42 protein-coding genes and 1 pseudogene are annotated in these 24,859 nt (G+C 31.4%); all 43 read left to right on the plus strand.

Annotation, left to right across the window (positions count from 1 at the left end; all coding sequences use genetic code 11):
* Window positions 1-137, plus strand: a pseudogene (gene tuf / locus LLF98_RS07390) (elongation factor Tu); the annotation flags it as partial.
* A gap of 458 nt (window positions 138-595) precedes the next feature.
* Window positions 596-904: a 30S ribosomal protein S10 gene (rpsJ, locus tag LLF98_RS07395; RefSeq protein ID WP_008426564.1), complete on the plus strand. Its 309-nt coding sequence runs from the start codon at window positions 596-598 to the stop codon at window positions 902-904.
* Window positions 905-979: 75 nt separating this feature from the next.
* Window positions 980-1,609, plus strand: a complete 630-nt coding sequence (gene rplC / locus LLF98_RS07400) for a 50S ribosomal protein L3 (protein ID WP_291702351.1) — start codon at window positions 980-982, stop codon at window positions 1,607-1,609.
* A 26-nt stretch (window positions 1,610-1,635) separates the two neighbouring features.
* Window positions 1,636-2,256: a 50S ribosomal protein L4 gene (gene rplD / locus LLF98_RS07405; protein ID WP_291702353.1), complete on the plus strand. Its 621-nt coding sequence runs from the start codon at window positions 1,636-1,638 to the stop codon at window positions 2,254-2,256.
* Window positions 2,256-2,552 carry a 50S ribosomal protein L23 gene (gene rplW, locus LLF98_RS07410; protein ID WP_291702355.1) on the plus strand — a complete coding sequence of 99 codons (297 nt, stop codon included), beginning with the start codon at window positions 2,256-2,258 and terminating at the stop codon, window positions 2,550-2,552. Before rplD ends, rplW begins: the two co-directional genes overlap by 1 nt.
* Window positions 2,553-2,613: 61 nt before the next feature.
* Entirely contained in the window at window positions 2,614-3,447 is an 834-nt protein-coding gene (gene rplB, locus LLF98_RS07415; protein WP_291702357.1) for a 50S ribosomal protein L2, read from the plus strand.
* Between the two features lie 65 nt (window positions 3,448-3,512).
* Window positions 3,513-3,788 carry a 30S ribosomal protein S19 gene (gene rpsS / locus LLF98_RS07420; protein WP_291702359.1) on the plus strand — a complete coding sequence of 92 codons (276 nt, stop codon included), beginning with the start codon at window positions 3,513-3,515 and terminating at the stop codon, window positions 3,786-3,788.
* A 20-nt stretch (window positions 3,789-3,808) separates the two neighbouring features.
* Window positions 3,809-4,144 (plus strand): 50S ribosomal protein L22, encoded by a 336-nt coding sequence (gene rplV, locus LLF98_RS07425; RefSeq protein WP_291702361.1) that lies wholly within the window; start codon window positions 3,809-3,811, stop codon window positions 4,142-4,144.
* Between the two features lie 23 nt (window positions 4,145-4,167).
* Window positions 4,168-4,833 (plus strand): 30S ribosomal protein S3, encoded by a 666-nt coding sequence (gene rpsC, locus LLF98_RS07430; protein WP_291702363.1) that lies wholly within the window; start codon window positions 4,168-4,170, stop codon window positions 4,831-4,833.
* 17 nt (window positions 4,834-4,850) lie between these two features.
* Window positions 4,851-5,285, plus strand: coding sequence for a 50S ribosomal protein L16 (gene rplP / locus LLF98_RS07435; protein WP_291702365.1), 435 nt, complete (start codon window positions 4,851-4,853; stop codon window positions 5,283-5,285).
* Window positions 5,285-5,497: a 50S ribosomal protein L29 gene (rpmC, locus tag LLF98_RS07440; protein WP_291702367.1), complete on the plus strand. Its 213-nt coding sequence runs from the start codon at window positions 5,285-5,287 to the stop codon at window positions 5,495-5,497. The genes rplP and rpmC overlap by 1 nt, the downstream gene beginning before the upstream one ends.
* 23 nt (window positions 5,498-5,520) lie before the next feature.
* Window positions 5,521-5,775 carry a 30S ribosomal protein S17 gene (gene rpsQ, locus LLF98_RS07445; protein WP_079437641.1) on the plus strand — a complete coding sequence of 85 codons (255 nt, stop codon included), beginning with the start codon at window positions 5,521-5,523 and terminating at the stop codon, window positions 5,773-5,775.
* Between the two features lie 28 nt (window positions 5,776-5,803).
* Window positions 5,804-6,172 carry a 50S ribosomal protein L14 gene (gene rplN / locus LLF98_RS07450; protein ID WP_158338660.1) on the plus strand — a complete coding sequence of 123 codons (369 nt, stop codon included), beginning with the start codon at window positions 5,804-5,806 and terminating at the stop codon, window positions 6,170-6,172.
* Window positions 6,173-6,187: 15 nt separating this feature from the next.
* On the plus strand, window positions 6,188-6,502 hold the full coding sequence (rplX, locus tag LLF98_RS07455; RefSeq protein ID WP_291702373.1) for a 50S ribosomal protein L24: 315 nt from the start codon (window positions 6,188-6,190) through the stop codon (window positions 6,500-6,502).
* A gap of 22 nt (window positions 6,503-6,524) precedes the next feature.
* Entirely contained in the window at window positions 6,525-7,067 is a 543-nt protein-coding gene (rplE, locus tag LLF98_RS07460; protein WP_291702375.1) for a 50S ribosomal protein L5, read from the plus strand.
* Window positions 7,068-7,080: 13 nt separating this feature from the next.
* On the plus strand, window positions 7,081-7,266 hold the full coding sequence (locus LLF98_RS07465) for a type Z 30S ribosomal protein S14 (RefSeq protein ID WP_158338666.1): 186 nt from the start codon (window positions 7,081-7,083) through the stop codon (window positions 7,264-7,266).
* Window positions 7,267-7,298: 32 nt separating this feature from the next.
* A complete protein-coding gene (gene rpsH / locus LLF98_RS07470; RefSeq protein WP_291702377.1) occupies window positions 7,299-7,697 on the plus strand; it encodes a 30S ribosomal protein S8 in 399 nt (132 codons plus the stop codon).
* Window positions 7,698-7,769: 72 nt separating this feature from the next.
* Window positions 7,770-8,312: a 50S ribosomal protein L6 gene (gene rplF, locus LLF98_RS07475; RefSeq protein WP_291702379.1), complete on the plus strand. Its 543-nt coding sequence runs from the start codon at window positions 7,770-7,772 to the stop codon at window positions 8,310-8,312.
* Between the two features lie 18 nt (window positions 8,313-8,330).
* Window positions 8,331-8,690: a 50S ribosomal protein L18 gene (gene rplR, locus LLF98_RS07480; protein ID WP_291702381.1), complete on the plus strand. Its 360-nt coding sequence runs from the start codon at window positions 8,331-8,333 to the stop codon at window positions 8,688-8,690.
* Between the two features lie 19 nt (window positions 8,691-8,709).
* Window positions 8,710-9,207 (plus strand): 30S ribosomal protein S5, encoded by a 498-nt coding sequence (gene rpsE, locus LLF98_RS07485; RefSeq protein WP_291702383.1) that lies wholly within the window; start codon window positions 8,710-8,712, stop codon window positions 9,205-9,207.
* Between the two features lie 11 nt (window positions 9,208-9,218).
* Window positions 9,219-9,398: a 50S ribosomal protein L30 gene (gene rpmD / locus LLF98_RS07490; RefSeq protein WP_009167830.1), complete on the plus strand. Its 180-nt coding sequence runs from the start codon at window positions 9,219-9,221 to the stop codon at window positions 9,396-9,398.
* Between the two features lie 20 nt (window positions 9,399-9,418).
* Window positions 9,419-9,859, plus strand: coding sequence for a 50S ribosomal protein L15 (rplO, locus tag LLF98_RS07495; RefSeq protein ID WP_291702387.1), 441 nt, complete (start codon window positions 9,419-9,421; stop codon window positions 9,857-9,859).
* 1 nt (window position 9,860) lies between these two features.
* A complete protein-coding gene (secY, locus tag LLF98_RS07500) occupies window positions 9,861-11,147 on the plus strand; it encodes a preprotein translocase subunit SecY (protein WP_291702389.1) in 1,287 nt (428 codons plus the stop codon).
* A gap of 25 nt (window positions 11,148-11,172) precedes the next feature.
* Window positions 11,173-11,823, plus strand: a complete 651-nt coding sequence (locus tag LLF98_RS07505; protein WP_291702391.1) for an adenylate kinase — start codon at window positions 11,173-11,175, stop codon at window positions 11,821-11,823.
* Complete coding sequence (gene map, locus LLF98_RS07510; RefSeq protein ID WP_291702393.1) at window positions 11,823-12,572, plus strand: type I methionyl aminopeptidase; 750 nt, start codon at window positions 11,823-11,825, stop codon at window positions 12,570-12,572. Before LLF98_RS07505 ends, map begins: the two co-directional genes overlap by 1 nt.
* A gap of 87 nt (window positions 12,573-12,659) precedes the next feature.
* Window positions 12,660-12,941 carry a hypothetical protein gene (locus tag LLF98_RS07515; RefSeq protein WP_291702396.1) on the plus strand — a complete coding sequence of 94 codons (282 nt, stop codon included), beginning with the start codon at window positions 12,660-12,662 and terminating at the stop codon, window positions 12,939-12,941.
* 7 nt (window positions 12,942-12,948) lie between these two features.
* A complete protein-coding gene (infA, locus tag LLF98_RS07520; protein WP_158338686.1) occupies window positions 12,949-13,167 on the plus strand; it encodes a translation initiation factor IF-1 in 219 nt (72 codons plus the stop codon).
* A gap of 56 nt (window positions 13,168-13,223) precedes the next feature.
* Window positions 13,224-13,337, plus strand: coding sequence for a 50S ribosomal protein L36 (gene rpmJ, locus LLF98_RS07525; RefSeq protein ID WP_002509257.1), 114 nt, complete (start codon window positions 13,224-13,226; stop codon window positions 13,335-13,337).
* A 208-nt stretch (window positions 13,338-13,545) separates the two neighbouring features.
* Window positions 13,546-13,914, plus strand: coding sequence for a 30S ribosomal protein S13 (rpsM, locus tag LLF98_RS07530; RefSeq protein ID WP_291702398.1), 369 nt, complete (start codon window positions 13,546-13,548; stop codon window positions 13,912-13,914).
* Window positions 13,915-13,929: 15 nt separating this feature from the next.
* Window positions 13,930-14,325: a 30S ribosomal protein S11 gene (gene rpsK / locus LLF98_RS07535; RefSeq protein ID WP_009167837.1), complete on the plus strand. Its 396-nt coding sequence runs from the start codon at window positions 13,930-13,932 to the stop codon at window positions 14,323-14,325.
* Window positions 14,326-14,352: 27 nt separating this feature from the next.
* Entirely contained in the window at window positions 14,353-14,973 is a 621-nt protein-coding gene (rpsD, locus tag LLF98_RS07540) for a 30S ribosomal protein S4 (RefSeq protein ID WP_291702402.1), read from the plus strand.
* A gap of 102 nt (window positions 14,974-15,075) precedes the next feature.
* Window positions 15,076-16,023, plus strand: a complete 948-nt coding sequence (locus LLF98_RS07545; RefSeq protein ID WP_291702404.1) for a DNA-directed RNA polymerase subunit alpha — start codon at window positions 15,076-15,078, stop codon at window positions 16,021-16,023.
* Window positions 16,024-16,035: 12 nt separating this feature from the next.
* Complete coding sequence (rplQ, locus tag LLF98_RS07550; RefSeq protein WP_291702407.1) at window positions 16,036-16,377, plus strand: 50S ribosomal protein L17; 342 nt, start codon at window positions 16,036-16,038, stop codon at window positions 16,375-16,377.
* Window positions 16,378-16,610: 233 nt separating this feature from the next.
* Window positions 16,611-17,462, plus strand: a complete 852-nt coding sequence (locus LLF98_RS07555) for an energy-coupling factor transporter ATPase (protein ID WP_291702409.1) — start codon at window positions 16,611-16,613, stop codon at window positions 17,460-17,462.
* Window positions 17,447-18,316 carry an energy-coupling factor transporter ATPase gene (locus LLF98_RS07560; RefSeq protein ID WP_291702411.1) on the plus strand — a complete coding sequence of 290 codons (870 nt, stop codon included), beginning with the start codon at window positions 17,447-17,449 and terminating at the stop codon, window positions 18,314-18,316. Before LLF98_RS07555 ends, LLF98_RS07560 begins: the two co-directional genes overlap by 16 nt.
* 8 nt (window positions 18,317-18,324) lie before the next feature.
* Entirely contained in the window at window positions 18,325-19,131 is an 807-nt protein-coding gene (locus tag LLF98_RS07565) for an energy-coupling factor transporter transmembrane component T (protein ID WP_291702414.1), read from the plus strand.
* Between the two features lie 16 nt (window positions 19,132-19,147).
* Window positions 19,148-19,882, plus strand: coding sequence for a tRNA pseudouridine(38-40) synthase TruA (gene truA / locus LLF98_RS07570; RefSeq protein WP_291702415.1), 735 nt, complete (start codon window positions 19,148-19,150; stop codon window positions 19,880-19,882).
* Window positions 19,883-20,041: 159 nt separating this feature from the next.
* Window positions 20,042-20,476 carry a 50S ribosomal protein L13 gene (gene rplM, locus LLF98_RS07575; RefSeq protein WP_291702417.1) on the plus strand — a complete coding sequence of 145 codons (435 nt, stop codon included), beginning with the start codon at window positions 20,042-20,044 and terminating at the stop codon, window positions 20,474-20,476.
* Between the two features lie 26 nt (window positions 20,477-20,502).
* A complete protein-coding gene (rpsI, locus tag LLF98_RS07580) occupies window positions 20,503-20,895 on the plus strand; it encodes a 30S ribosomal protein S9 (RefSeq protein WP_291702419.1) in 393 nt (130 codons plus the stop codon).
* A gap of 319 nt (window positions 20,896-21,214) precedes the next feature.
* Entirely contained in the window at window positions 21,215-21,877 is a 663-nt protein-coding gene (gene cwlD, locus LLF98_RS07585; protein ID WP_291702421.1) for an N-acetylmuramoyl-L-alanine amidase CwlD, read from the plus strand.
* 521 nt (window positions 21,878-22,398) lie between these two features.
* Window positions 22,399-23,241 (plus strand): fumarate hydratase, encoded by an 843-nt coding sequence (locus LLF98_RS07590; RefSeq protein ID WP_291702423.1) that lies wholly within the window; start codon window positions 22,399-22,401, stop codon window positions 23,239-23,241.
* Window positions 23,242-23,413: 172 nt separating this feature from the next.
* On the plus strand, window positions 23,414-23,980 hold the full coding sequence (locus LLF98_RS07595; protein WP_291702425.1) for a Fe-S-containing hydro-lyase: 567 nt from the start codon (window positions 23,414-23,416) through the stop codon (window positions 23,978-23,980).
* A gap of 63 nt (window positions 23,981-24,043) precedes the next feature.
* Window positions 24,044-24,823, plus strand: a complete 780-nt coding sequence (locus LLF98_RS07600; protein ID WP_291702427.1) for a hypothetical protein — start codon at window positions 24,044-24,046, stop codon at window positions 24,821-24,823.
* Window positions 24,824-24,859 lie beyond the last annotated feature (36 nt).

A 24,859-nucleotide genomic window follows, 5' to 3' on the forward strand; every position in this document is an offset into this window, starting at 1 on the left:
TGGTAATGCCAGGAGACCATATTGACATGAAAGTTGAATTAATCACACCAGTAGCAATGGATGAAGGATTAAGATTCGCTATCAGAGAAGGTGGAAGAACTGTAGGTTCTGGAGTTGTTACTAGTATAGAAAAATAAAAAATTCACATTTTAATAGATAAAAGCAAGAAATTAAATTTCTTGCTTTTGTTTTGCAATAAACAATATTAAGTTACATTGTATTGATGAAATATCAATAGACCATATAAAAAATAATTTTTAAAATAAAAAATATATTGAAATTTAATTAAAATGCAATTAAAATAATAAAAGAATAATATGTAGATAAATAAAAAATAAAAAAAGTTAAAAAAATGTAAAAAAAAGCTTGAAAAGATAATACAACAATAGTATACTTAAGAGGTTGCATAGCATACGGCGATGAATCAAGAGGTTGCCGGACTTCCGGGTAATTCTTGATGAGTAAGTTTGGATCTAGAATCCGACGACAGGGATTAAGTGAAATGTTGCGGTAGTATGAAACACCTGGAACAGTTTACAGAATGACCGCTGTTGTGCGTTAGAAGTAAAACGTACATAAAAAGGAGGGAAATGAAATGTCAAAGCAAAAAATAAGAATTAGATTAAAGGCTTTTGATCACACAATATTAGATCAATCAGCTGAAAAAATTGTTGAAACTGCAAAAACAACTGGAGCGAAGGTTGTAGGTCCAGTACCACTACCTACAGAAAAAGACGTTGTTACAATATTAAGAGCAGTTCATAAGTACAAAGATTCAAGAGAACAATTTGAAATAAGAACTCATAAGAGGTTAATCGATATTGTTAATCCATCACCTAAAACTGTTGATGCATTAATGAGATTAAATCTTCCAGCTGGTGTTGATATAGAAATCAAACTATAATACTGGAAATAAAATAAAAAAACGGCTAGTTATGATTGTTAACAATCCACTAATTAGTTTGGGAGGTGTAAATACATGAAAAAAGCTATAATAGGAAAGAAAATAGGGATGACACAAATTTTCAATGAAAATGGTAAAGTGGTTCCTGTAACTGTAGTAGAAGCTGGCCCATGTGTTGTTGTTCAAAAGAAAACATCAGATAATGATGGTTATGAAGCAATACAAGTTGGTTTTGATGAAATAAGAGAAAAATTAGTTAATAAGCCAAGAAAAGGGCACTTTGCTAAAGCTGGAACTACTTTAAGAAGAACTCTTAAAGAATTTAGACTTGATGATATAAGCCAATACGAAATTGGTCAAGAAATAAAAGCTGATGTATTTGAAGCAGGAGAAAAGGTTGATGTATCTGCTGTTTCTAAAGGAAAGGGTTTCCAAGGCGTTATTAAGAGATGGAACCAACATACAGGAGACATGACTCATGGATCTAAGTTTAAAAGAGCACCAGGTTCAATGGGAGCTTCATCAGATCCATCTAAAACATTCAAAAACAAGAGAATGCCAGGACATATGGGATCTGTTAATACAACAGTACTTAATTTAGAAGTTGTTAAAGTAATAGCTGAAAAGAATTTAATACTAATTAAGGGTGGAATCCCAGGGCCTAATAAAGGTACAGTAGTAATTAAAGATACAAACAGAGCTTAATTTCTTTAAAGAAAGGAGGAAATAGAATGCCTACAGTAGGAGTATTTAATAAAGAAGGAAATAAAGTTGCAGATATGGATCTAAATGAAAATGTATTTGCAGCAGAAGTTAATGAATATGCATTACATCAAGTAGTAGTAGCATTATTAGCTAACAAAAGACAAGGAACTCAATCAACTAAGACTAGATCTGAAGTTAGAGGAGGCGGAATTAAGCCTTGGAGACAAAAAGGTACTGGAAGAGCAAGACAAGGTTCTATCAGAGCACCACAATGGATTAAGGGTGGTATAGTATTCGCACCAAAGCCAAGAGATTATAGAGTTTCAGTTCCAAAGAGCATGAGAAAGGTTGCTATGAAATCTGCTTTAACTAGCAAAGTTCAAGAAAATCAAATGATCGTTCTTGAATCATTAAATTTTGAAGCACCAAAAACTAAAAACATAGTAGAAATGTTAAAAGCTTTAGAAGCTAATAAAGCATTAATCATAACTGCAGAATCAAATGAAGTTGTTTATAAATCAGCAAGAAATATTCAAGGAATAAGTATTATTCCAGCAAACAACATTAACGTATATGATTTATTAAAGTATGAAAAATTAATCATAACTAAAGATGCTGTATCAAAAATTGAGGAGGTGTACGCATAATGAAATTAACAAGCCATGATATAATAAGAAAGCCAATTATAACTGAAAAAAGTATGGCATCTATGGCCGAAAAAAAGTACACTTTTATAGTTCATGCTGATGCTAATAAATCTCAAATAAAGAGAGCAGTGGAAGAAGTTTTCAATGTTAAAGTTGAAACTGTTAATACTATAAACGGTTTAGGAAAAACTAAAAGAGTGGGCGTACATGTAGGTAAGAGAGCAGACTACAAAAAAGCTATTGTTACATTAACAGAAGAAAGCAATGGAATTGAATTCTTTGAAGGAATGCAATAGTATATTAAAGCGATTATTGGTGATGAGCACCAGAGAAGCTTGAAGAAGGAGGAAATTTTAAATGGCAGTTAAAAAGTATAACCCGATTACACCATCAAGAAGACAAATGACTATGCCAACTTTTGAAGAAATAACTTCACAAGAACCAGAAAAGTCACTTCTTGTTGCGTTAAAAGTTAAAGCGGGTAGAAATAATCAAGGTAAGATCACTGTTAGACATCGTGGTGGCACTGTTAAGAGAAAATATAGAATAATAGATTTTAAAAGAAATAAAGATGCAGTTACAGCAAAGGTCGCAACTATAGAATATGATCCAAACAGAACAGCGTATATTGCACTTGTTGTATATACAGATGGAGAAAAAAGATATATTCTTGCACCAGCAGGATTAAAGGTTGGAGATAGTATAGAATCAGGTGTTAATGCTGATATTAAACCAGGTAATGCTCTTCCATTAAAGAACATACCAGTTGGTACAGTTATTCATAACATCGAATTACAAAAAGGAAAAGGTGGCCAATTAGTTAGAGCTGCTGGTAATTCAGCACAATTAATGGCTAAAGAAGGAGATTATGCAACTCTTAGATTACCATCAGGTGAAATGAGATATGTAAGAATCGAATGTAGAGCTACAATTGGAACACTTTCTAATGCAACTAATGATATTGTTAATATTGGTAAAGCGGGAAGAAAGAGACATATGGGATGGAGACCAACAGTTAGAGGTTCTGTAATGAATCCTAATGATCACCCTCATGGTGGTGGTGAAGGTAAATCTCCAGTTGGTAGACCGAGTCCAGTTACTCCATGGGGTAAACCAGCACTTGGGTACAAAACTAGAAAGAACAAGAAATATTCAGATAAATTTATCATCAAAGATAGAAGATCTAAGTAGTTTGAGGAGAATGGTAATTTCTCTTCGCAACTTAGAACTTTGCATTTATGAAGGGAGGCATATTAGTGAGTAGATCAACAAAGAAAGCACCTTTTGTTCATGAGGGACTTTTTAAGAAGATACAAGAAATGAATGGTAATGAAGAAAAAAAGGTTGTTAAAACTTGGTCAAGAAGTTCAACAATTTTTCCACAATTTATAGGGCATACAATTGCTGTGCATGATGGAAGAAAGCATGTACCAGTATATATATCAGAAGACATGGTTGGTCATAAGTTAGGTGAATTCGTATTGACTAGAACTTTTAAAGGCCATATTGCAGATAAAACATCAAAAAGATAGCCTGGAAAGGAGGATCATAAATGGAAGCTAGAGCTATAGCAAAATATGTTAGAATGTCTCCAACAAAAGTAGGAGTAATTCTTGGTTTAATAAGAGGAAAACAAGTTAAGGAAGCTTTTGCTATTTTACAATATACTCCAAGAGAAGCAGCCGTAGTAATTAATAAAGTTTTAAAATCAGCTGTTGCCAATGCAGAAAATAATTTGGAATTAAATGCTGATAACTTATATGTTTCAGAATGCTTTGTTGGTCAAGGATCAACATTAAAGAGATTCCAACCTCATGCTCAAGGTAGAGCATTCAAAATTTTAAAGAAAACAAGCAATATAACAGTAGTTGTTAAAGAAAGAGCTTAGTTTATAAAAGGAGGGAAAAGCAAGTGGGTCAAAAAGTAAATCCTCATGGCCTTAGAGTAGGTGTCATTAAGGAATGGAATGCAAAGTGGTATGCTAATAAAAAGAATTTTGCAGATAATCTTATAGAAGATAATCAAATTAGAAAATTTGTTAAAAAAGAACTTTTTTCAGCAGGTATTTCTAAGATAGAAATTGAGAGAGCAGCTAAAAGAGTTAAATTAAACATATATACAGCGAAGCCAGGTGTGGTTATAGGTAAAGGTGGATCTGGAATTGAGAGCTTGAAAAATAAATTACTTCAATTCGTGAACGGTAAAAATGTTCTAATTAACATAGTTGAAGTTAAAAGTGCAGAAGCTGATGCTCAATTAATGGCAGAAAACATTGCTGCACAATTAGAAAAGAGAATTTCATTCAGAAGAGCTATGAAGCAAACAATGCAAAGAGCTATGAAGCATGGAATAAAGGGTGTAAAAACTTCATGTTCAGGTAGATTAGGTGGAGCTGAAATAGCAAGAACTGAACACTATCATGAAGGGACAATTCCACTACAAACATTAAGAGCTGATATTGATTATGGATTTGCTGAAGCAGATACAACATATGGAAAAATCGGAGTTAAGGTTTGGGTTTATAATGGAGAAGTTCTTCCAACTAAGAAAGTAGAAAAGGAAGAGGCTAACGCATAGGAAAGGAGGAATAGATCATGTTAATGCCTAAAAGGGTAAAACATCGTAAGGTGCAACGTGGTAGAATGAAAGGTAAAGCAACAAGAGGTAATTTCTTAGCTTATGGAGATTATGGAATCCAATCACTAAATTGTGGATGGATTACAAGCAACCAAATCGAAGCTGCCAGAGTTGCTATCAATAGATACATTAAAAGAGGTGGAAAACTTTGGATTAAGATTTTCCCAGATAAGCCAGTTACAGAAAAACCAGCTGAAACAAGAATGGGTTCAGGTAAAGGATCACCAGAATATTGGGTTGCAGTAGTTAAGCCAGGTAGAGTACTATTTGAATTATCAGGAGTACCAGAAGACACTGCAAGAGAAGCAATGAGACTTGCTTCACATAAACTTCCTGTAAAAACAAAATTTGTTTCAAAAAGAGATTTTGAGGAAATGGGTGGTGAAGAATAATGAAGGCTAGAGAATTAAAAGAATTGAAATCGAATAGTCCTCAAGATTTAATAGTTAAATTAGGTGATCTTAAAGCTGAATTATTTAACTTAAGATTTCAATTAGCTACAGGACAATTAGAAAATCCAATGAGAATAAAAGAAGTGAAGAAGTCTATAGCCCAAATAAAAACCATCTTAAGAGAAGACGAATTGAAAGCATTGGAACAATAAAAGTTGGAAGGAGGTAAGCCCTAATGGAAAGATCATTAAGAAAGAAAAGAATTGGTAGGGTTGTTTCTGATAAAATGGAAAAGACTATTGTAGTTGCAGTTGAAACTAAGGTTAGACATCCACTATATGGGAAAACAGTTAATAAGACTACAAAGTTTAAAGTACATGACGAAAATAATGAAGCTAAAATTAATGATAGAGTATCAATAATGGAAACTAGACCTTTATCTAAAGATAAGAGATGGAGACTTGTTGAAATAGTTGAAAAAGCTAAATAAGCTTTAAAACTGAAAGGAGGGTAATTTAATGATACAACAACAAACCAAATTAAAGGTTGCAGATAATTCAGGTGCAAAAGAAATTATGTGTATAAGAGTCTTAGGCGGATCTAAAAGAAAGTTTGGTAATATCGGTGATGTTATAGTAGCAAGCGTTAAAAGTGCAACACCAGGTGGAGTTGTTAAAAAAGGTGAAGTTGTAAAGGCAGTTGTAGTTAGATCAGTAAAAGGTGTAAGAAGAGCCGATGGTTCATATATTAAATTTGATGAAAACGCAGCGGTTATAATCAAAGATGATAAACAACCAAAAGGAACTCGTATCTTTGGACCTGTTGCTAGGGAGCTAAGAGATAAAGAATTCAACAAAATTTTATCATTAGCACCAGAAGTTCTATAAGAGGAGGTGGCTAACTTGAAGATACATGTAAAAAAGAATGATACAGTTATTGTTATATCAGGAAAAGATAAAGGCAAGACTGGTGAAGTATTAAAAGCATATCCAAAGACAGGAAAAATTCTTGTTCAAGGAATTCAAATAGTAAAGAAACATCAAAAAGCTAATAAGGGTCAAGTTGAAAGCGCTATAATTGAAAAAGAAGCAGCAATCAACAGCTCAAAAGTTATGTTATATTGTAACAAATGTAAGAATGCAACTAGAATTAGTAACAAAATCTTAGATGATGGTACTAAGGTTAGAGTATGTAAAAAATGCGGAGAAACATTCTAAACTTTGAAAGGAGGTAACTAATATGACAAGACTTCAAGAAAAATACCAAAAAGAAGTAGTTCCAGCTATGATTGAAAAGTTCGGATACAAAAACATAATGGAAGTTCCAAAACTTGAAAAGATCGTAATCAACATGGGTGTTGGAGAAGCTAAAGAAAATCAAAAGGTTTTAGAATCAGCAGTTAATGATTTAACTTTGATAGCAGGTCAAAAGCCTGTATTAACAAGAGCAAAGAAATCTGTAGCTAACTTTAAAATTAGAGAAAACATGGCATTAGGGTGTAAAGTTACTCTAAGAAAATCTCAAATGTTCGAATTTGCTGATAAATTAATGAGCATTGCTTTACCAAGAGTTAGAGATTTCAGAGGAGTTTCAAGCAAAGCATTTGATGGTAGAGGAAATTATTCATTAGGAATTAAAGAACAATTAATATTCCCAGAAATAGAATATGATAAAATAGATAAAGTAAGAGGAATGGATATAATCTTCGTTACATCAGCGAATACTGATGAAGAAGCTAGGGAATTATTAAGATTCCTTGGAATGCCATTCGCTCAAAAATAAGGAGGGAAACACATTGGCACGTAAAGCTATTATCGAAAAGTGGAGCAAAACTCCTAAATTTAAAACACAAGCTTATACAAGATGTAGAATATGCGGAAGACCACATTCTGTATTAAAGAAATATGGAGTATGCCGTATTTGTTTTAGAGAACTTGCTTATAAGGGCGAAATTCCAGGTTGTAGAAAAGCAAGTTGGTAATATACACAATGTAACGAAAGGAGGCACATTAAATGGTTATGACAGATCCTATAGCAGATTTATTAACTCGTGTAAGAAATGCTAATGCTGTAAGACATGAAGTGGTAGAGGTACCTTCTTCAACTATAAAGAAGGAAATTGCAAATATATTATTACAAGAGGGTTATATAAAAGAAATAAATGAATATAACGACGGAGTTGTTCCAATGTTAAGATTATCTCTTAAATATGGAGTTAACAAAGAAAGAGTTATAACTGGGATTAAGAGAATTTCTAAGCCAGGGTTAAGAGTTTATTGTAAGAAAGATGAAGTACCAAAGGTTCTTAATGGATTAGGAATTGCTGTTGTTTCAACTTCTAACGGAATAATGGTAGATAGAGAAGCTAGAAAGAACAGTTTAGGTGGAGAAGTAATCTGTTACGTTTGGTAATATTTTAGATAAATTAAATTAAAAAAAATTGTGATGGATATACAATTTTTAAATAATACAGGAGGTGCAATTATGTCAAGAGTAGGTAGATTGCCAATAGCTATTCCTGCTGAGGTGACTGTTACTGTAACACCAGACAACTTTGTTACAGTTAAAGGACCAAAGGGTGAATTAGTTAAAACTATGCATAAAGATATTAGCATAGCTGTTGAAAACAATGAAGTAATTGTTACTAGACATAGTGAACAAAAAGAGCACAGAGCTCTTCATGGTTTAACAAGAGCATTAATTAATAATATGGTAATTGGAGTAAAAGAAGGTTATCAAAAGACGTTAGATTTAGTTGGTGTTGGTTATAGAGCTCAATTACAAGGTAAGAAACTTGTAATGAACCTTGGATATTCACATCCAGTTGAAATTGAACCTATTGACGGAATCACATTTGAAACTCCAGCTGCAACTAAAATAATAGTTAGTGGAATAGACAAAGAAAAAGTTGGATTTGCAGCAGCAGATATAAGAAAATGGAGAGTACCAGAACCATATAAGGGTAAAGGTATTAAATATGATAATGAAGTGATTAGACGTAAAGAAGGTAAGACTGGTAAGAAATAATAGAAAGGAGTGAGTTTTATGTTCAAAAAGGTAGACAAAAAAGCAAGCAGAGAAAAACGTCACCTTAGAGTTCGTAAAAAAGTTTTTGGAACTGCGGAAAGACCAAGACTTTCAGTTTTTAAGAGTGAAAAGAATATATATGCACAAGTTATAGATGATATAAACGGTGTTACATTAGTAGCTGCTTCAAGTTTAGATAAAGATTTTGCTGCTAAAGGCGGAACTAAAGAAGGTGCTAAACTTGTAGGAGAAGTAGTTGCAAAAAGGGCTTTAGAAAAAGGAATTGATGCAGTGGTATTTGACAGAGGTGGATACATATATCACGGAAGAGTTCAAGAATTAGCACAAGCAGCTAGAGAAGCAGGCTTGAAATTCTAATATACGAGGAGGGAAATAAATGAGAATCGATCCTAGTACACTAGACCTTAAAGAAAAGGTTGTTTTTATAAACAGAGTTACTAAGGTTGTTAAGGGTGGTAGAAACTTCAGATTCAGCGCTCTAGTTGTTGTCGGAGACGAGAACGGACACGTTGGTGTTGGAATGGGTAAGTCAATCGAAATCCCAGAAGCAATTAAAAAAGGAATAGAAGATGCTAAGAAAAATTTAGTAAGTGTTGCAATGGTAGGAACAACAATTCCTCACAGAGTGAACGGTAAATTTGGAACTGCAAATGTTCTAATTATGCCAGCTAAAGAAGGTACAGGAGTTCTTGCAGGAGGACCAGCAAGAGCAGTACTTGAATTAGCAGGATTAAAGGATGTTAGAGCTAAATCATTAGGTTCAAACAATCCTAATAACATGGTAAATGCTACAATAAACGGATTAGCTAATTTAAGAACAGCAGAAGATATCGCTAAATTAAGAGGCAAATCTGTAGAAGAAATATTAGGTTAGGAGGTATTGCAATGGCTAAATTAAGAGTTACATTAGTAAAGAGCTTAATCGGTAGAAAGAAAGACCATATCGCTACAGCAAATGCTCTTGGACTTAAGAAAATAGGTAAAATAGTAGAACCTGAGGCAACACCTCAAGTACAAGGTATGATAAAAAAGATTGAATATCTATTAAAAGTAGAAGAAGTATAGAATAAGGAGGTGCACTGAATATGAAACTTCACGAATTAAAACCAGCAGAAGGTAGCAAAAAAGCACCTAAAAGAATTGGTAGAGGTACTGGTTCTGGCTTAGGAAGAAATGCTGGTAAAGGTGAAAAAGGTCAAAATGCAAGATCAGGTGGTGGCGTAAGACCAGGTTTTGAAGGCGGTCAAATGCCTTTATATAGAAGACTTCCTAAGAGAGGTTTTACAAACATTTTTTCAAAGAAAATTGTTAGCATAAATCTTGATAGATTAAATATCTTTGAAAATGGTACAGAAATTACTCCAGAAGTATTACTTGAAAAAAGAGTTATAAGTAAAGTATTAGATGGAGTAAAGATTCTTGGAAATGGAACATTAGAAAAAAGTTTAACAGTTAAAGGATGTAAGTTCTCTAAGTCTGCTATAGAAAAAATTGAAGCAGCTGGAGGAAAAGTTGAGGTGATGTAAAGTGCTTCAGACTCTACGGAATGCATTCAAAGTTCCTGAACTTAGGAAGAAGATTTTATGGACTATAGTATTAGTTGCAGTTTACAGGATGGGAAGCCATATTCCTCTTCCTGGAATTAATTCTGATTATTTAAAAAGCCTATCTGAATCTGGAGGGTTATTAGGATTTTATGATATGATTTCTGGTGGTGCTTTTAGTAGATCTAGTATATTAGCATTAGGAGTTATGCCATATATTAATGCTTCAATCATAGTCCAATTATTGACTGTTGCTATTCCTCAGCTAGAACAACTTTCTAAAGAAGGTGAAAATGGAAGAAAGAAGATACAAAATGCAACTCGTTATGTATCTTTTGGAATAGCTTTCATATTAGCATATGGAATATTTGCAACAATTTCAAGTAGTGGTGCGACAAGGAACTTACAAATAGTGCAAAAGGTTATTGTAATTTTTGCATTAGTAGTTGGTTCAACATTCTGTATGTGGTTAGGTGATCAGCTTACAATTAAAGGTATTGGTAATGGAACATCAGTATTAATATTTGTTAATATAATTTCAAGGGTTCCAGTACAAATTATATCAATGATGACACTTAAAGAAGCAGGAAGTGCAAGTATTGTAGAAATTGTATTATTTGGAGTATTTGTTGTTTTAATGCTTGGAACGATTTTATATTTTTCTTTATCAGAAAGGAGAATACCAGTACAATATGCAGGTAAATTCGCTTCTGGAAATAGTAATATGGTAAAATCACAATCAACACATATTCCATTAAGTATAATTGGTTCAGCTGTTCTTGCAATCATATTTTCTATGTCAGTAATGCAATTTCCAAAAACAATAGCACAATTGTTTGGTAGAGATAAAGAGTGGGCAAAGTGGATATTGACTAATAATACATGTATATTTAACTCTAAGAGTTGGATGTACTTAGTATTATATGCAATACTTACAATATTTTTTAATTGGTTTTATACTCAGATTACGTTTAAGCCAGATGAAATGTCTGAAAACTTACACAAGTCAGCAGGTTTTGTACCTGGAGTGAGACCAGGAGAAGAGACCACAATATATTTTGAAAGTGTTCTTAATAGGTTATCATTTATTGGAGGAATATTAGCAGCAATTTTAGCTATTACTCCAGAAATTATACAAAATTATACTGCTTTTCAAAATATATCTTTTACAGGAACTGGAATGCTAATTGTTATAAATGTTGCATTAGATTTTACTAGAAAAGTAGAATCGCAAATGGTAGTTAGACATTATAAAGGATTTCTTAAATAGATTAGAATAAATGGAGATGAAGCCAGTGAAGATAGTATTACTTGGTCCTCCTGGAGCTGGAAAAGGAACACAGGCTAAATCAATCAGTAATAAATATTCAATGCCACATATTTCTACAGGAGATATTTTTAGAAAAAATATTTCTGAAAACACTCCTTTAGGGATAGAAGCAAAAAGTTATATGGATAACGGACAGTTAGTTCCTGATGAAGTTACTATTAATATGGTTAAAGATAGACTACAACAGGATGATTGCAAGGATGGATATTTATTAGATGGTTTTCCTAGAACTGTGATTCAAGCTGACGCTCTTAACAACTTTCTTATAGAAAGAGGCGAACAATTAGATACTGCATTATTAATAAAGGTACCTAATGAGTTTATCCTAGAAAGAATGACTGGTAGAAGAGTATGTCCATCATGTGGAGCAAGTTATCATGTTAAATTTAATCCTTCAACTAATGAAGGAAAATGTGATTTGTGTGGAAGTGAAATTATGCAAAGGAAAGATGATACAGTAGAAACTGTAAAAGAAAGACTGGATGTATATCAAATTCAAACACAACCATTAATTGAATTTTATAGTGAAAAACAATTGCTTTCAGAGATAGATGGGACAAAAGCTATTAATGAAGTTTTCAGAGGAATATGTGAAATATTAGAGAAAAATAAATAATGATTATTATAAAAAATCATAATGAAATAGCCTTAATGAAAAAAGCAGGCAGAATAGTAGGAGAAACATTGCTATTGCTTGAAAAAGAGGTAAAACCCGGTGTAACAACTGCAGACTTGGATAGAATGGCAGAAGAATTTATAACTAAGCATGGAGCAAAACCTTCATTTAAAGGCTTATATGGTTTTCCTTCGTCACTATGTATTTCAGTAAATGAGCAAGTAATACATGGATTTCCAGGAATGTATGTCCTTAAAGAAGGAGATATAGTTAGCATCGATTGTGGAGCACTTTTTGATGGATTCCATGGAGATGCTGCAAGAACCTTCCCAGTTGGAAATATTTCAGTAGATGCTCAAAAATTAATTGATATAACAAAAGAAAGTTTCTTTCAAGGTATAAAATTTGCTAAAGAAGGAAATAAATTAACTGATATATCATATGGGATACAAAGCTACGTAGAAGCAGCAGGTTTCTCAGTTGTAAGAGATTTTGTAGGTCACGGGATTGGAAGAAAAGTTCATGAAGATCCCAATGTTCCTAATTTTGGTAAATCTGGTAGAGGTCCAAAGCTACTTGAGGGTATGGTATTAGCAATAGAACCTATGGTTAATGCAGGTACTTATAAAGTGAAAACTTTAAAAGATGGATGGACAGTTGTAACAACAGATTCTTCCTTGTCTGCACATTATGAGAATACAGTTGCAATTTTATCAGATGGACCTGAAATATTAACACTGATTAAGTAGAAAAAAGAGTGTTGCTTAGTTATAAATTTGCATAATACCATTGCGGTAGTGTTGATTTATACTAAGGTAATCATAGAGGTGAAAAATTTGCAAAACAATGACTTGGTTGGAAAAGTAGTACTTTCAAAAGCAGGAAGAGATATAGATCACTTATATGTTGTTGTTAGGCAGATAGATAATGATTATGTATTACTAGCTAATGGGAATACAAAGTTAATAAAGATGCCTAAGAAGAAAAAGATTAAACACTTAAGTATTTTAGAAGATATAGATGATGAATTGTTATCATCGATACAATCATGCGATAAGAGTACTGATTTAAAAATTAAGAGATTCCTAAAGTTTATAGGCATTGTTAAGGAGGGTTGATTACCTTATGTCAAAAGATGACGTTATAGAAATGGAAGGTAGAGTACTAGAATCTTTACCAAATGCCATGTTTCAAGTTGAACTTGAAAGTGGTCACAAGATTCTAGCACATATATCAGGTAAATTAAGAATGAACTTCATAAGAATTTTACCAGGAGATAAAGTTACAGTGGAGCTTTCTCCTTATGATTTAACAAGAGGTAGAATTACATGGAGAGCTAAATAAGGTAGATATAACTTAAATTAATATCTACCACAAAAGTAATATGAGGAGGGTTAGCTATGAAAGTAAGACCATCAGTTAAGCCTATTTGTGAAAAGTGCAAAGTAATAAAAAGAAAAGGGAAAGTCATGGTAATCTGTGAAAATCCTAAGCACAAGCAAAAACAAGGCTAATGATCAAGTTTACAATATTATTTGCATTAAATAAATGTAAATAATATTGACATTTCAGCAAAAGTCAAATATGATTATATAGTCGTTTAATTAATCAACAATAAATTTTAGGGCGGCTGACGATAGAAATTATCTATTGACCTAGAATTTTATTATAAATATAAAATAAACTTTTATACATTTCAATTATCAGGAGGTGTAAATTTTAATGGCAAGAATATCAGGTATTGACCTACCAAGAGAAAAAAGAGTTGAAATAGGTTTAACTTATATATATGGAATAGGATTAGCAACTTCACAAAAAATCTTAGCTGTAACAGGAATTAATGCAGAGACAAGAGTTAAAGATTTATCAGAGGAAGAAGTTAATGAAATAAGAACTTATATCAATAAGAATTTAATGGTTGAAGGTGACTTAAGAAGAGACGTCGCTATGAATATCAAGAGATTAGTAGACATAGGAACATACAGAGGAATTAGACATAGAAGAGGTCTTCCAGTAAGAGGACAAAAAACTAAGACTAATGCCAGAACTAGAAAAGGTCCTAAGAAGACAATGGCTAATAAGAAGAAATAGTAAGGAGGGAAGATAATGGCAGCTCAAAAAGTTAAGAAGACTAGAAGAAGAAAAGAAAGAAAAAATGTTGAGCATGGTGCTGCACACATTAAGTCAACTTTTAATAATTCAATAGTTACTTTAACAGATGCAGTAGGAAATGCTTTATCATGGTCAAGTGCAGGCGCACTAGGCTTTAGAGGATCAAGAAAGAGCACACCATTTGCAGCTCAAATGGCAGCAGAAACTGCAGCTAAAGTAGCAATGGAACATGGCTTAAAAAGTATAGAGGTTTATGTTAAAGGACCTGGTTCAGGAAGAGAAGCAGCTATAAGATCCTTACAAGCAGCAGGACTAGAAGTAACTTTAATTAAAGATGTTACTCCAATACCACATAATGGTTGTAGACCACCAAAGAGAAGAAGAGTCTAATATAACTGTAATAGGAGGTGTAATTTTATGGCTAGATATACTGGTGCTACATGTAGATTATGTAGAAGAGAAGGTATGAAACTTTTCCTTAAGGGCGATAGATGTTTTACAGATAAATGTGCTTTTGTAAGAAGAAGCTATGCCCCAGGACAACATGGAGCAAGTAAAAAGAAAGTATCAAACTATGGTATTCAATTAAGAGAAAAGCAAAAAGCAAGAAGAATTTATGGCGTATTAGAAGGCCAATTCAGAACATATTATGAAAAAGCTGAGCATATTCAAGGCATAACAGGTGAAAACTTACTTAGATTATTAGAAATGAGATTTGATAACGTAGTTTATAGATTAGGTTACGGTGCATCAAGAAATGAAGCTAGACAATTAGTAACTCATGGACATTTCTTAGTAAATGGCAAAAAGGTTGACATTTGTTCATATAATGTTTCAGTTAATGATGTTATTACTGTATGCGAAAAGAGCAAATCAAGTGAAAAGTTTAAAACTTTTATTGAAAATCCAAAAACTTTACCAAAATGGTTAGAAGCTAATGTTGATAACTATGAAGGAAAAGTAGTTGCAGAGCCATCAAGAGAAGATATAGATGTGCCTGTTAACGAAACACTTATTGTTGAGTTATACAGTAAATAATATATTTATATTTGTTAGAGAAATTTATCACAATATATGCAAATATAGAATCAGTTGCCCTCATAATAAGGTTGCCATTTATAAAATAAGGAGGGTTTGTCAATGTTAGAAATCGAAAAGCCAATAATAGAATGTATAGAAGCTAATGAAGATGGTACGTATGGTAAGTATGTTGTTGAACCACTTGAAAGAGGATATGGTATTACATTAGGGAATGCTTTAAGAAGAATATTATTATCATCTCTTCCAGGAGCTGCAACAACTACTGTCAAAATTGATGGAGTACTTCATGAATTTTCTACCGTTCAAGGGGTTAAAGAAGATGTTACTGAATTAATTCTTAACGTGAAGTCATTAGCTTTAAAAATGAATGGTGAAGGTCCAAAGGTTATTTATATTGATGCTAAAGGACCAGGTGAAATTACTGGGGCTGATATAAAGACTGATGGAGATGTTGAAGTTGTTAATAAGAACTTACATATTGCAACTTTAGACAACGATGGAAGACTTTATATGGAATTAACAGTTAATAAAGGAAGAGGATATGTTACTCAAAATAAAAATAAGAGTGATGAATTGCCAATTTCATCAATAGCAGTTGATTCTATTTATACACCAGTAAAAAGAGTTAATTTTACTGTTGATAACACAAGAGTTGGTCAAATTACTGATTATGATAAATTAACTTTAGAAATTTGGACTAATGGTACTATAAAAATAGACGAAGCTATTAGTTTATCATCAAAAATACTTATTGAACATCTAAAATTATTCATGTCATTAACAGATAATACTAATGATGTTGAAATAATGATAGAAAAAGAAGATGATAAGAAAGAAAAAGTCCTAGAGATGACTGTAGAAGAACTAGATCTATCAGTTAGATCATATAACTGTTTAAAGAGAGCCGGAATTAATACAGTTCAAGAACTTGCCACAAAATCTATGGATGATATGATGAAGGTAAGGAATCTAGGAAAGAAATCTTTAGAAGAAGTTGAAAGAAAGCTTAAAGAGTTGGGCTTATGCCTAACTCTATACGAGGAGTAAGGAGGTAAATCCATGGCAGGTTATCGTAAACTAGGTCTTCCTACAGACCAAAGAAAAGCTATGCTAAGAAATCTTGTTACTAGTCTATTAAAACATGGTAAAATCGAAACAACTGACACAAGAGCTAAAGAAACTAGATCAATAGCAGAAAAAATGATTACTCTTGGAAAAAGAGGGGATCTTCATGCTAGAAGACAAGTCTTATCTTTTGTTCAAGAAGAATTAGTTGTTAAGAATTTATTTGATAATGTAGCTCCAAAGTACGCTGAAAGAAATGGCGGATATACAAGAATAATTAAAAAAGGTCCTCGAAGAGGGGACGGAGCTGAGATAGTAATACTTGAATTAGTATAATACTAATGGGGATTAAGTTTAGACTTAATCCCCATTTTAACATAAAAAATCGAATCATAAATTAATATATTATAGAGCAGTTTTTTGAATTTCGAATAAAAATATGTACTATTTATTGAAAACATCAGATTTTAAGATATAATAAAACTAATAATATAGTGCATATACAGTTATATTAAGATTATAAGACATTTGTATAATATATTAACAATAAAACATTATGGAGGTATACTATGAATGATGCAATGATAAAGTGCACGAATGTATATTTTAAATATATTAGAAACTCAGAAGGAATTAGCGAAGAAAGATATGCAGTAAAAGATGTAAATTTAGAACTAAAGAAGGGAGAATTTTTAGCCATACTAGGTCATAATGGCTCGGGTAAATCAACAATAGCTAAACACATGAATGCATTAGTAGTACCAACAGATGGTACAGTCATAGTAGATGGACTTGATACGAGTGATACAGAGAATGTATGGACTATTAGGTCTAAAGCAGGAATGGTATTTCAAAATCCTGATAACCAATTAGTTGCTACTATAGTTGAAGAAGATGTAGCTTTTGGACCTGAAAATTTAGGGGTTGAGCCATCAGAAATACATAGAAGAGTTGATGAGAGTTTAGAAAAAGTAGGAATGAGTAAGTATAAAAAACATGCGCCACATCTTTTATCAGGTGGACAAAAACAGAGAATTGCCATAGCAGGAATACTTGCAATTCAACCTGAATGCATAATTTTTGATGAGCCAACAGCAATGTTAGATCCATCTGGAAGAAGAGATATTTTAAATAATATAAAATACCTAAATGAAAATTTTGGTATGACTATAGTGTTAATAACACATTATATGGATGAGGCAGCTCAAGCTGATAGAATTATAGTAATGGATGAGGGAAGCATTAAAATGGAAGGTACACCGAGAGAAATATTTCCACAGGTAGAACTTATGAAAAAGATAGGATTAGATGTTCCTCAGGTTACAGAATTAGCTTATGAATTAAAAAAGGCAGGAATAGATATAAATGAAAAAATATTAAATGTAGATGAGATGGTGAATGAGTTATGTCAATTAAAATAGAAAATTTAACACATATATATATGCCTAAAAGTCCATTTGAAAAAGTTGCATTAGATAATGTGTCTTTAGAGATAAGAGATGAAGAATTTGTTGCTTTAATTGGACACACTGGTTCAGGTAAATCAACTCTAATTCAACATTTTAATGGATTATTAGAAGCTACTAGTGGGAAAATAACAATTGATGGAATAGATATTACTGATAAAAAAGCTAAATTAACCAATATACGAAAGAAGGTTGGATTAGTATTTCAGTATCCAGAATATCAAATTTTTGAAGAGACTATAGCTAAAGATATTGAATTTGGGCCTAGAAATTTAGGTCTCTCTGATGAAGAAATTCATAATAGAGTAGTTGAAGCTATGGAGATGGTTGGATTAAATTATGAAACTGATAAGGACAAATCACCATTTGATTTAAGTGGTGGACAGAAGCGAAGAGTTGCAATAGCTGGTGTTATAGCTATGAAACCTACAACATTAATATTAGATGAGCCTACAGCAGGATTAGATCCTAAGGGTAGAGATGACATATTAAATCAAATAAGTAAGTTACATAAGGACTATAATATGACAATAGTTATAGTTAGTCACAGTATGGAAGATGTTGCAAAAATTGCAGAAAGAATTGTTGTAATGAATGATGGAAAAGTAGCTTTACAAGGAACTCCAACAGAAATTTTTAAAGAAGTGGATATGCTAGAAAAAATAGGGCTTGGTGTACCACAAGTAACATATTTAATTAGAGAGCTAAGAAAAAAAGGTTTTGATCTTTCAGGCAATATATTTACCATAGAAGAGGCTAAGAAGGAAATCTTGTCTATTCTAAAGATAAATGAAGAAAAGGGGGAATAGACAAAACTATGTTGAAGAATATTACAATAGGGCAATATTTGCCAGGAGATTCATTTATTCATAAGTTAGATCCTAGAACAAAAATTTTATTATCTATACTTTTTATTGCATGTTTGTTTATTATAAATAAGTTTATTGGATATACTGTTATTGTTGCATTTTTGTTTGGAATAATATTTATAGCGAAAGTTCCATTTAGATTTATTTTGAATGGATTAAAACCAGTTTTTTTGTTAGTAGCATTAACAGCTGTTTTAAATATATTTATGGTTAGTGGTGCACAAGGAACTGAAGTGTTTAGCATAGGATTTTTAAAAGCATATCCAGAAGGGTTAAGTATTGCAGCTTTCATGGCTATTAGGTTAATTTTATTGCTAGTAGGAACATCTTTGTTAACATTAACTACGTCACCTATTGAATTAACAGATGGAATCGAAATGTTACTTAAGCCAATTGGAAAGGAAATAGCTCACGAGTTAGCTATGATGATGACAATAGCGTTGAGATTTATTCCTACATTAATAGATGAAACAGATAAGATAATGAAAGCGCAAAAGGCTAGAGGGGCTGATTTTGAATCAGGTGGAATTATAAAGAAAGCTAAGAGTTTGATACCACTATTAGTACCTTTATTTATTAGTTCATTTAGGAGAGCTGATGAACTAGCTATGGCAATGGAATCAAGGGGATATAGAGGTGGTTCTGGGCGAACTAGAATGAAAGTATTAATGTTTTCATATAAAGATACAATTACTTTTGTTGTATTTAGTGTATTATTTTTATGGTGCCTAGTAGTTAGATTTGCATTAATTTAAGATTAAGAGGATATAGATGAAAAATATAAAATTAATAATTGAATTTGATGGAAGTAATTTTTGTGGATGGCAAAGGCAGCCTGTGGGAAGAACAGTTCAAAAAGTAATAGAGACAGCAATATTTAGGGCTACAGGAGAAGATATTATGATTAATGGAAGTTCTAGAACTGATGCTGGTGTACATGCAAGAGAAATGGTTGCAAACTTTTTTACTAATAGTACTATACCAGGAGATAAGTTTAGAGAAGCTATAAATACAAGGTTACCTAAGGATGTATCTATTATTAAATCAGAAGAGGTTGATCAAGATTTTCACGCTAGATACTCTTCAAAAGGTAAAACATATTCTTATACTATCGTTAATAGATATGAAAGATTGTCTTTAGGTCATCAATATTTTTATCATTGTAGATATAAATTAGATGTTGATGAAATGAGAAATAGTTGTAAATATTTTATAGGTAATCATGATTTTAGAGCATTTATGTCTCCTGGGAGTTCTATAAAAACAACGACACGAAATGTTACAGAGCTATATATAGAACAAAAGAAAGAGAAAATAAAAATATTTATAACTGCTGATGGTTTTTTATACAATATGGTAAGAATAATAGTAGGAACATTAATTAAAGTTGGAACTGGGAAATTAAAAGCGGAAGAGATAGAAAATATAATAATAGAAGGAAATAGAAAAAGATCAGGTATGTGTGTAGCACCAAATGGCTTAATATTAGAAAAAGTTTTTTATTAAACGGCAAAAAGATGTTGACACGCCCGTGTGCGTGTATTATAATAAGTTTGTTTGTTAAAACATTTATGTATATAAGATCCACTAGCCCCGGGTCTTGACATAACAAAATTTACTTATAAAGTAAGTAAAGAATTAATGTAAGTTCAGGGAGGGAAATTGATGAAATCATACATTGCTAAAGCAAGTGAAATCGAAAGAAAATGGTATATAGTTGATGCAGATGGTAAAACTCTAGGTAGAGTTGCTAGCCAAGTAGCTTCAATTTTAAGAGGTAAGAATAAACCAATATTTACACCTAATGTTGACTGCGGAGATTTTGTTATTGTTATCAATGCAGAAAAAGTTGTTTTAACTGGTAAGAAGTTAGACCAAAAATTAATGAGAAAACATAGTTTTTATCCAGGTGGATTAAAAGAAACTCCTTATAGAGTTGTATTAGATAAGAAACCTGAATTCGCTTTTGAAGAAGCAGTAAGAAGAATGCTTCCAAATGGTGTGTTAGGAAGACAAATGTTAAAGAAATTAAATGTATATAGAGGTGCTGAACATAATCATGCAGCTCAAAAACCAGAAGTACTTGAATTAAAGTATTAATACCGACTCGGGAGGAGGAATAAAAAATGGCAAAAGTTCAATACATGGGAACTGGAAGAAGAAAGAAATCAGTAGCAAGAGTAAGACTTGTACCAGGAAGTGGTAAGGTAGTTATAAATAAAAGAGAAATAGAAAACTTTTTTGGTTTAGAAACATTAAGAGTTATCGTAAACCAACCATTAGTTTTAACTGCAACTAAGGATAAGTTTGACATTCTAGTAAATGTTCACGGTGGTGGATTTACAGGTCAAGCAGGAGCTATCAGACATGGTATAGCTAGAGCATTAGTTAAATCAGATGAAGCTTTAAAGCCAGAATTAAAGAAGGCAGGTTTCTTAACTAGAGATCCAAGAATGACAGAAAGAAAGAAATACGGTCTTAAAAAAGCAAGAAGAGCTCCACAATTCTCAAAGAGATAATTTTTGGAGTACAAAAAATCCCACAAACCCAGTGTTTGTGGGATTTTGTAATATATAAAAATTTATTGAAACACACTATTTTTAATGGTAGCGAACACGTAGCTAATAAATATTTATGTTAAATTAATTTATAATAAATACTTTTATTAATAATCATATATTTAATTACTTGCTAACACGTATGTATAATAATGCAAAATAATTTAGGTTTAAATAATTAAATTTAAAATTTTAATATTAGTATAATGAATCCGAATAATTAAGATTATATAGCAAACAATATCTTATATAATTTAAAATAATTGGAGGAATTAATTTGATGAAAATGAAAAAAGTCTTAGTGATATTTTGCATATTTTGTTTAATGTTTGGAATACCAATAAGGGCAAATTCAGATGAAAACAATACTCAAAGTATTATATTAATAGATCCAGGGCATGGAGGTATCGATGGAGGAGCAAAATCGAAAAATGGAACAATAGAAAAGAATATAAATTTATTAATAGCTACAAAATTAAAAAGGGGATTAGAAAATGCAGGTTACCTTGTTTATATGACAAGAGAAGAAGATTCACAGTTAGATTCTAAAAAAGTTAAGGACTTAAATGCAAGATGCCAAATGAAAAAAGATACTAAATGCGATGTATTTATTTCTATACATCAAAATATGTTCCCACAAGCAAGCTGTTTTGGAGCTCAAGCTTGGTATGCATCTAATGATAATAGCAAGATTTTAGCAGAGGATATTCAAAATTCGTTAAAAGAAACAGTAAATGATAACAATAAAAGAATTCCTAAAGCAGCTAAAGAACAATATAGAATATTAAGAGATGGATATGAAGGTGCATGTGTTCTTGTAGAGTGCGGCTTTTTATCTAATCATGAAGAAGAAGAAAAATTAAAGAGTGATGAACACCAAGATAAAATAGTAAAAGGAATAATAAATGGTGTTAATAAGTATTTTGAAAATAAGAACAATTAATATTTCTAGTCAACAAAAATAGGACCAACTTTTATACTATTTTTAGGTGATTCAGTTGAATAGTAAGTTTTGTTTATTAGTAAAAATAAATTATATAATATTAAACATATTAAAAAGACAACTAAAAAATAAATTATTATAGTAACAAATTTATTTGAATTTTTATTATTTATAGTTAGCCCCCCTCAAGATCTAAATTGTTTATATTTAAGTATAAACAATTTAGATTGTAAATATGAAAATCTAAAATTAAAAGTTAAGATAATTTAAAAAATATTAGAAAATTAGAAAAAGTTATTTATTAAAATTTTATTCATTTTATGAATAGAGTATGTATTTAAAATTTGATAAGGTATAATTATTTAAGATTAGAAAATAAATAGATTTATTTTAAGTTGTAAATTATAAGAAATAAATTTAAACTTATATTGAAGTAACGAGCAGAAAATATATAGGAATAGAATTTACTTGATAATAATTTCTATTCTTATTATTAAGTAATAAATAGAGGAGTTGTTAGGATGAGAGAAGTGAATGTTGAGCTTATTAGTAATGTGGTGAGGGATTTATCCATTGATGCAAACTACTTTTTAGGTTCAGATATTAAAGAGGCATTACAAAAGTCTAGAAAAGAAGAAACGTGGAAGTTAGCATCAGAAGTTTTAGATAAAATAATTATTAATTCTGAAATTGCCAGTGATGAAAAAATGCCTATGTGTCAAGATACAGGTATGGCATGTGTGTTTATTGAAATAGGACAAGATGTACATTTAGTTGGGGGTAGACTTGAGGATGCTGTTAATGAAGGTGTACGTAGAGGTTATGAAGAAGGTTTTTTACGAAAATCAGTTGTAGAAGATCCTATTAAAAGAGTAAATACAAAGGATAATACTCCTGCTGTAATTTATTATGACATAGTAGACGGTGATAAGGTTAAAATTACTTTAGCACCTAAGGGATTTGGATCAGAGAATATGAGTAAAATAGGTATGCTTAAACCATCAGATGGTTTAGACGGTGTTAAGAAGTTTATAATAGATACTGTTAAGGCTGCTGGACCTAATCCCTGTCCACCGATGGTTATAGGTATTGGAATAGGCGGAACTTTTGATAAGGCAGCGTATTTAGCTAAGAAAGCATTACTTAGACCTATTAACATGAGAAATAAAGATGAATTCTATAAGGAGTTAGAAATAGAATTATTAGAAAAGATAAACGAATTGGGAATTGGACCACAAGGCTTTGGTGGAAAGACTACTGCTTTAGGATTAAACATAGAAACTTATCCAACACATATTGCAGGATTACCTGTAGCGGTAAATATAAATTGTCATGCTACTAGACATAAAGAAGCTATAATATAAAGTTAAAATTTTCAGGTGGAACGCATATATTAGAACAACGTCTAGTTGAATTTATACATATTACCAAGGTGTACATCATCAAGGTGTATGATTTTAAATTCAATCTAAAGAGATGGGAATGCTAGAATGGATAGATATTAGATTAGAATTAAAGTATTGGAGGAAAAATCAAATGGAAATTAAGTTACATACACCTCTTACAGAAGATAAAATATTAAATTTAAAAGCTGGAGATAGTGTTTTATTAAGTGGAGTTATTTATTCTGCTAGAGATGCTGCACATAAAAGGTTGATAGATTTGCTGCAAGAGGGAAAAGAATTGCCTTTAGATATAAAGGATGAAACTATATATTATGTTGGACCATCTCCAGCAAAACCAGGGAATGTAATAGGATCAGCAGGTCCTACAACTAGTTATAGAATGGATGCATATGCCCCAAAATTAATAGATCTTGGCTTAAAAGGGATGATAGGTAAAGGTGCAAGGAATGAAGAAGTAATTGATGCAATTAAGAGGAATAAAGCAGTCTATTTTGGTGCTATTGGAGGTGCAGCTGCATTAATCGGAAAAAGTATTGTTAAATCTGAAATAATTGCATATGAAGATTTAGGTGCTGAAGCTATAAGAAAAATGGAAATTAAAGATATGCCATTAGTTGTTATTATAGATACTGAAGGAAATAATCTTTATGAGATTGGGCAACAAGAATATTTAAATTTAGTTGATACATTCAAATAAATAACAAGTCAGTATGTAAAACATTTACGCATCAAAGTTGTATTAAGAAAAAGGAGAAAATATATGAGTAGAATTAAGTTACCAGGAAAAGAAAAGAACAAGAAAATAATATTAATAGTTCTAGTTATAGTAGCAATAATAATATTATCTTATGAAGCTTGGACGAATATAACTAGTAAAAATATCAAAAATGAAAATAAAGTGCAAAAAGAGATGGTAAAGCCTATGGATACAGAAGAATCATATATTGATAATACAGCTAATACAGATGCAGAAGAAGCTGGTAACGATAATTCTAAAACAAATAATAATGATGAGAAGATTAAGATAAATGAAAAAGAAAAGAATTATTCAGCTAGAGAAAATGAGTTGTATAATGATGCCTATAGATTATTTTTTTCACATGAATATGTTAATGCAATTAGCAAAGCTGATGCACTTATAAGGGAGTTTCCAAGTAATGTTATGGGATATAATATAAGAGGCATTGCAAAGGCTTATAACGGAGATTACGATGGAGGTATGAAGGATATAGACACCTCATTAAATATTGATAAAAATTATGGTTATGCAAGATTCAACAAAGCACTCACATATGAATTATATGAAAATATGGATCAGGCATTAGAATGGTACAATAAGGCTTTAGAGGTTGAAGATTATGTATGGAGTTATTATGGAATAGCATCTATTTATGGAAGAAGAGGCGATGTGGTAAATACAATGACATATCTAAACAAAGCAATACAAATAGATTCAGGAGTTAAAGAAGAGGCAAAGACAGAACATGATTTTGACTCAGTTAATAACTCAAAAGAATTCCAAAAAGCAGTATATAATTAATTTTAAATTGATAAGTAAGATTATACTATAAAAGTG

The organism is Clostridium sp. (genome assembly GCF_021372645.1).
Classification (GTDB): Bacteria; Bacillota; Clostridia; order Clostridiales; family Clostridiaceae; genus Clostridium.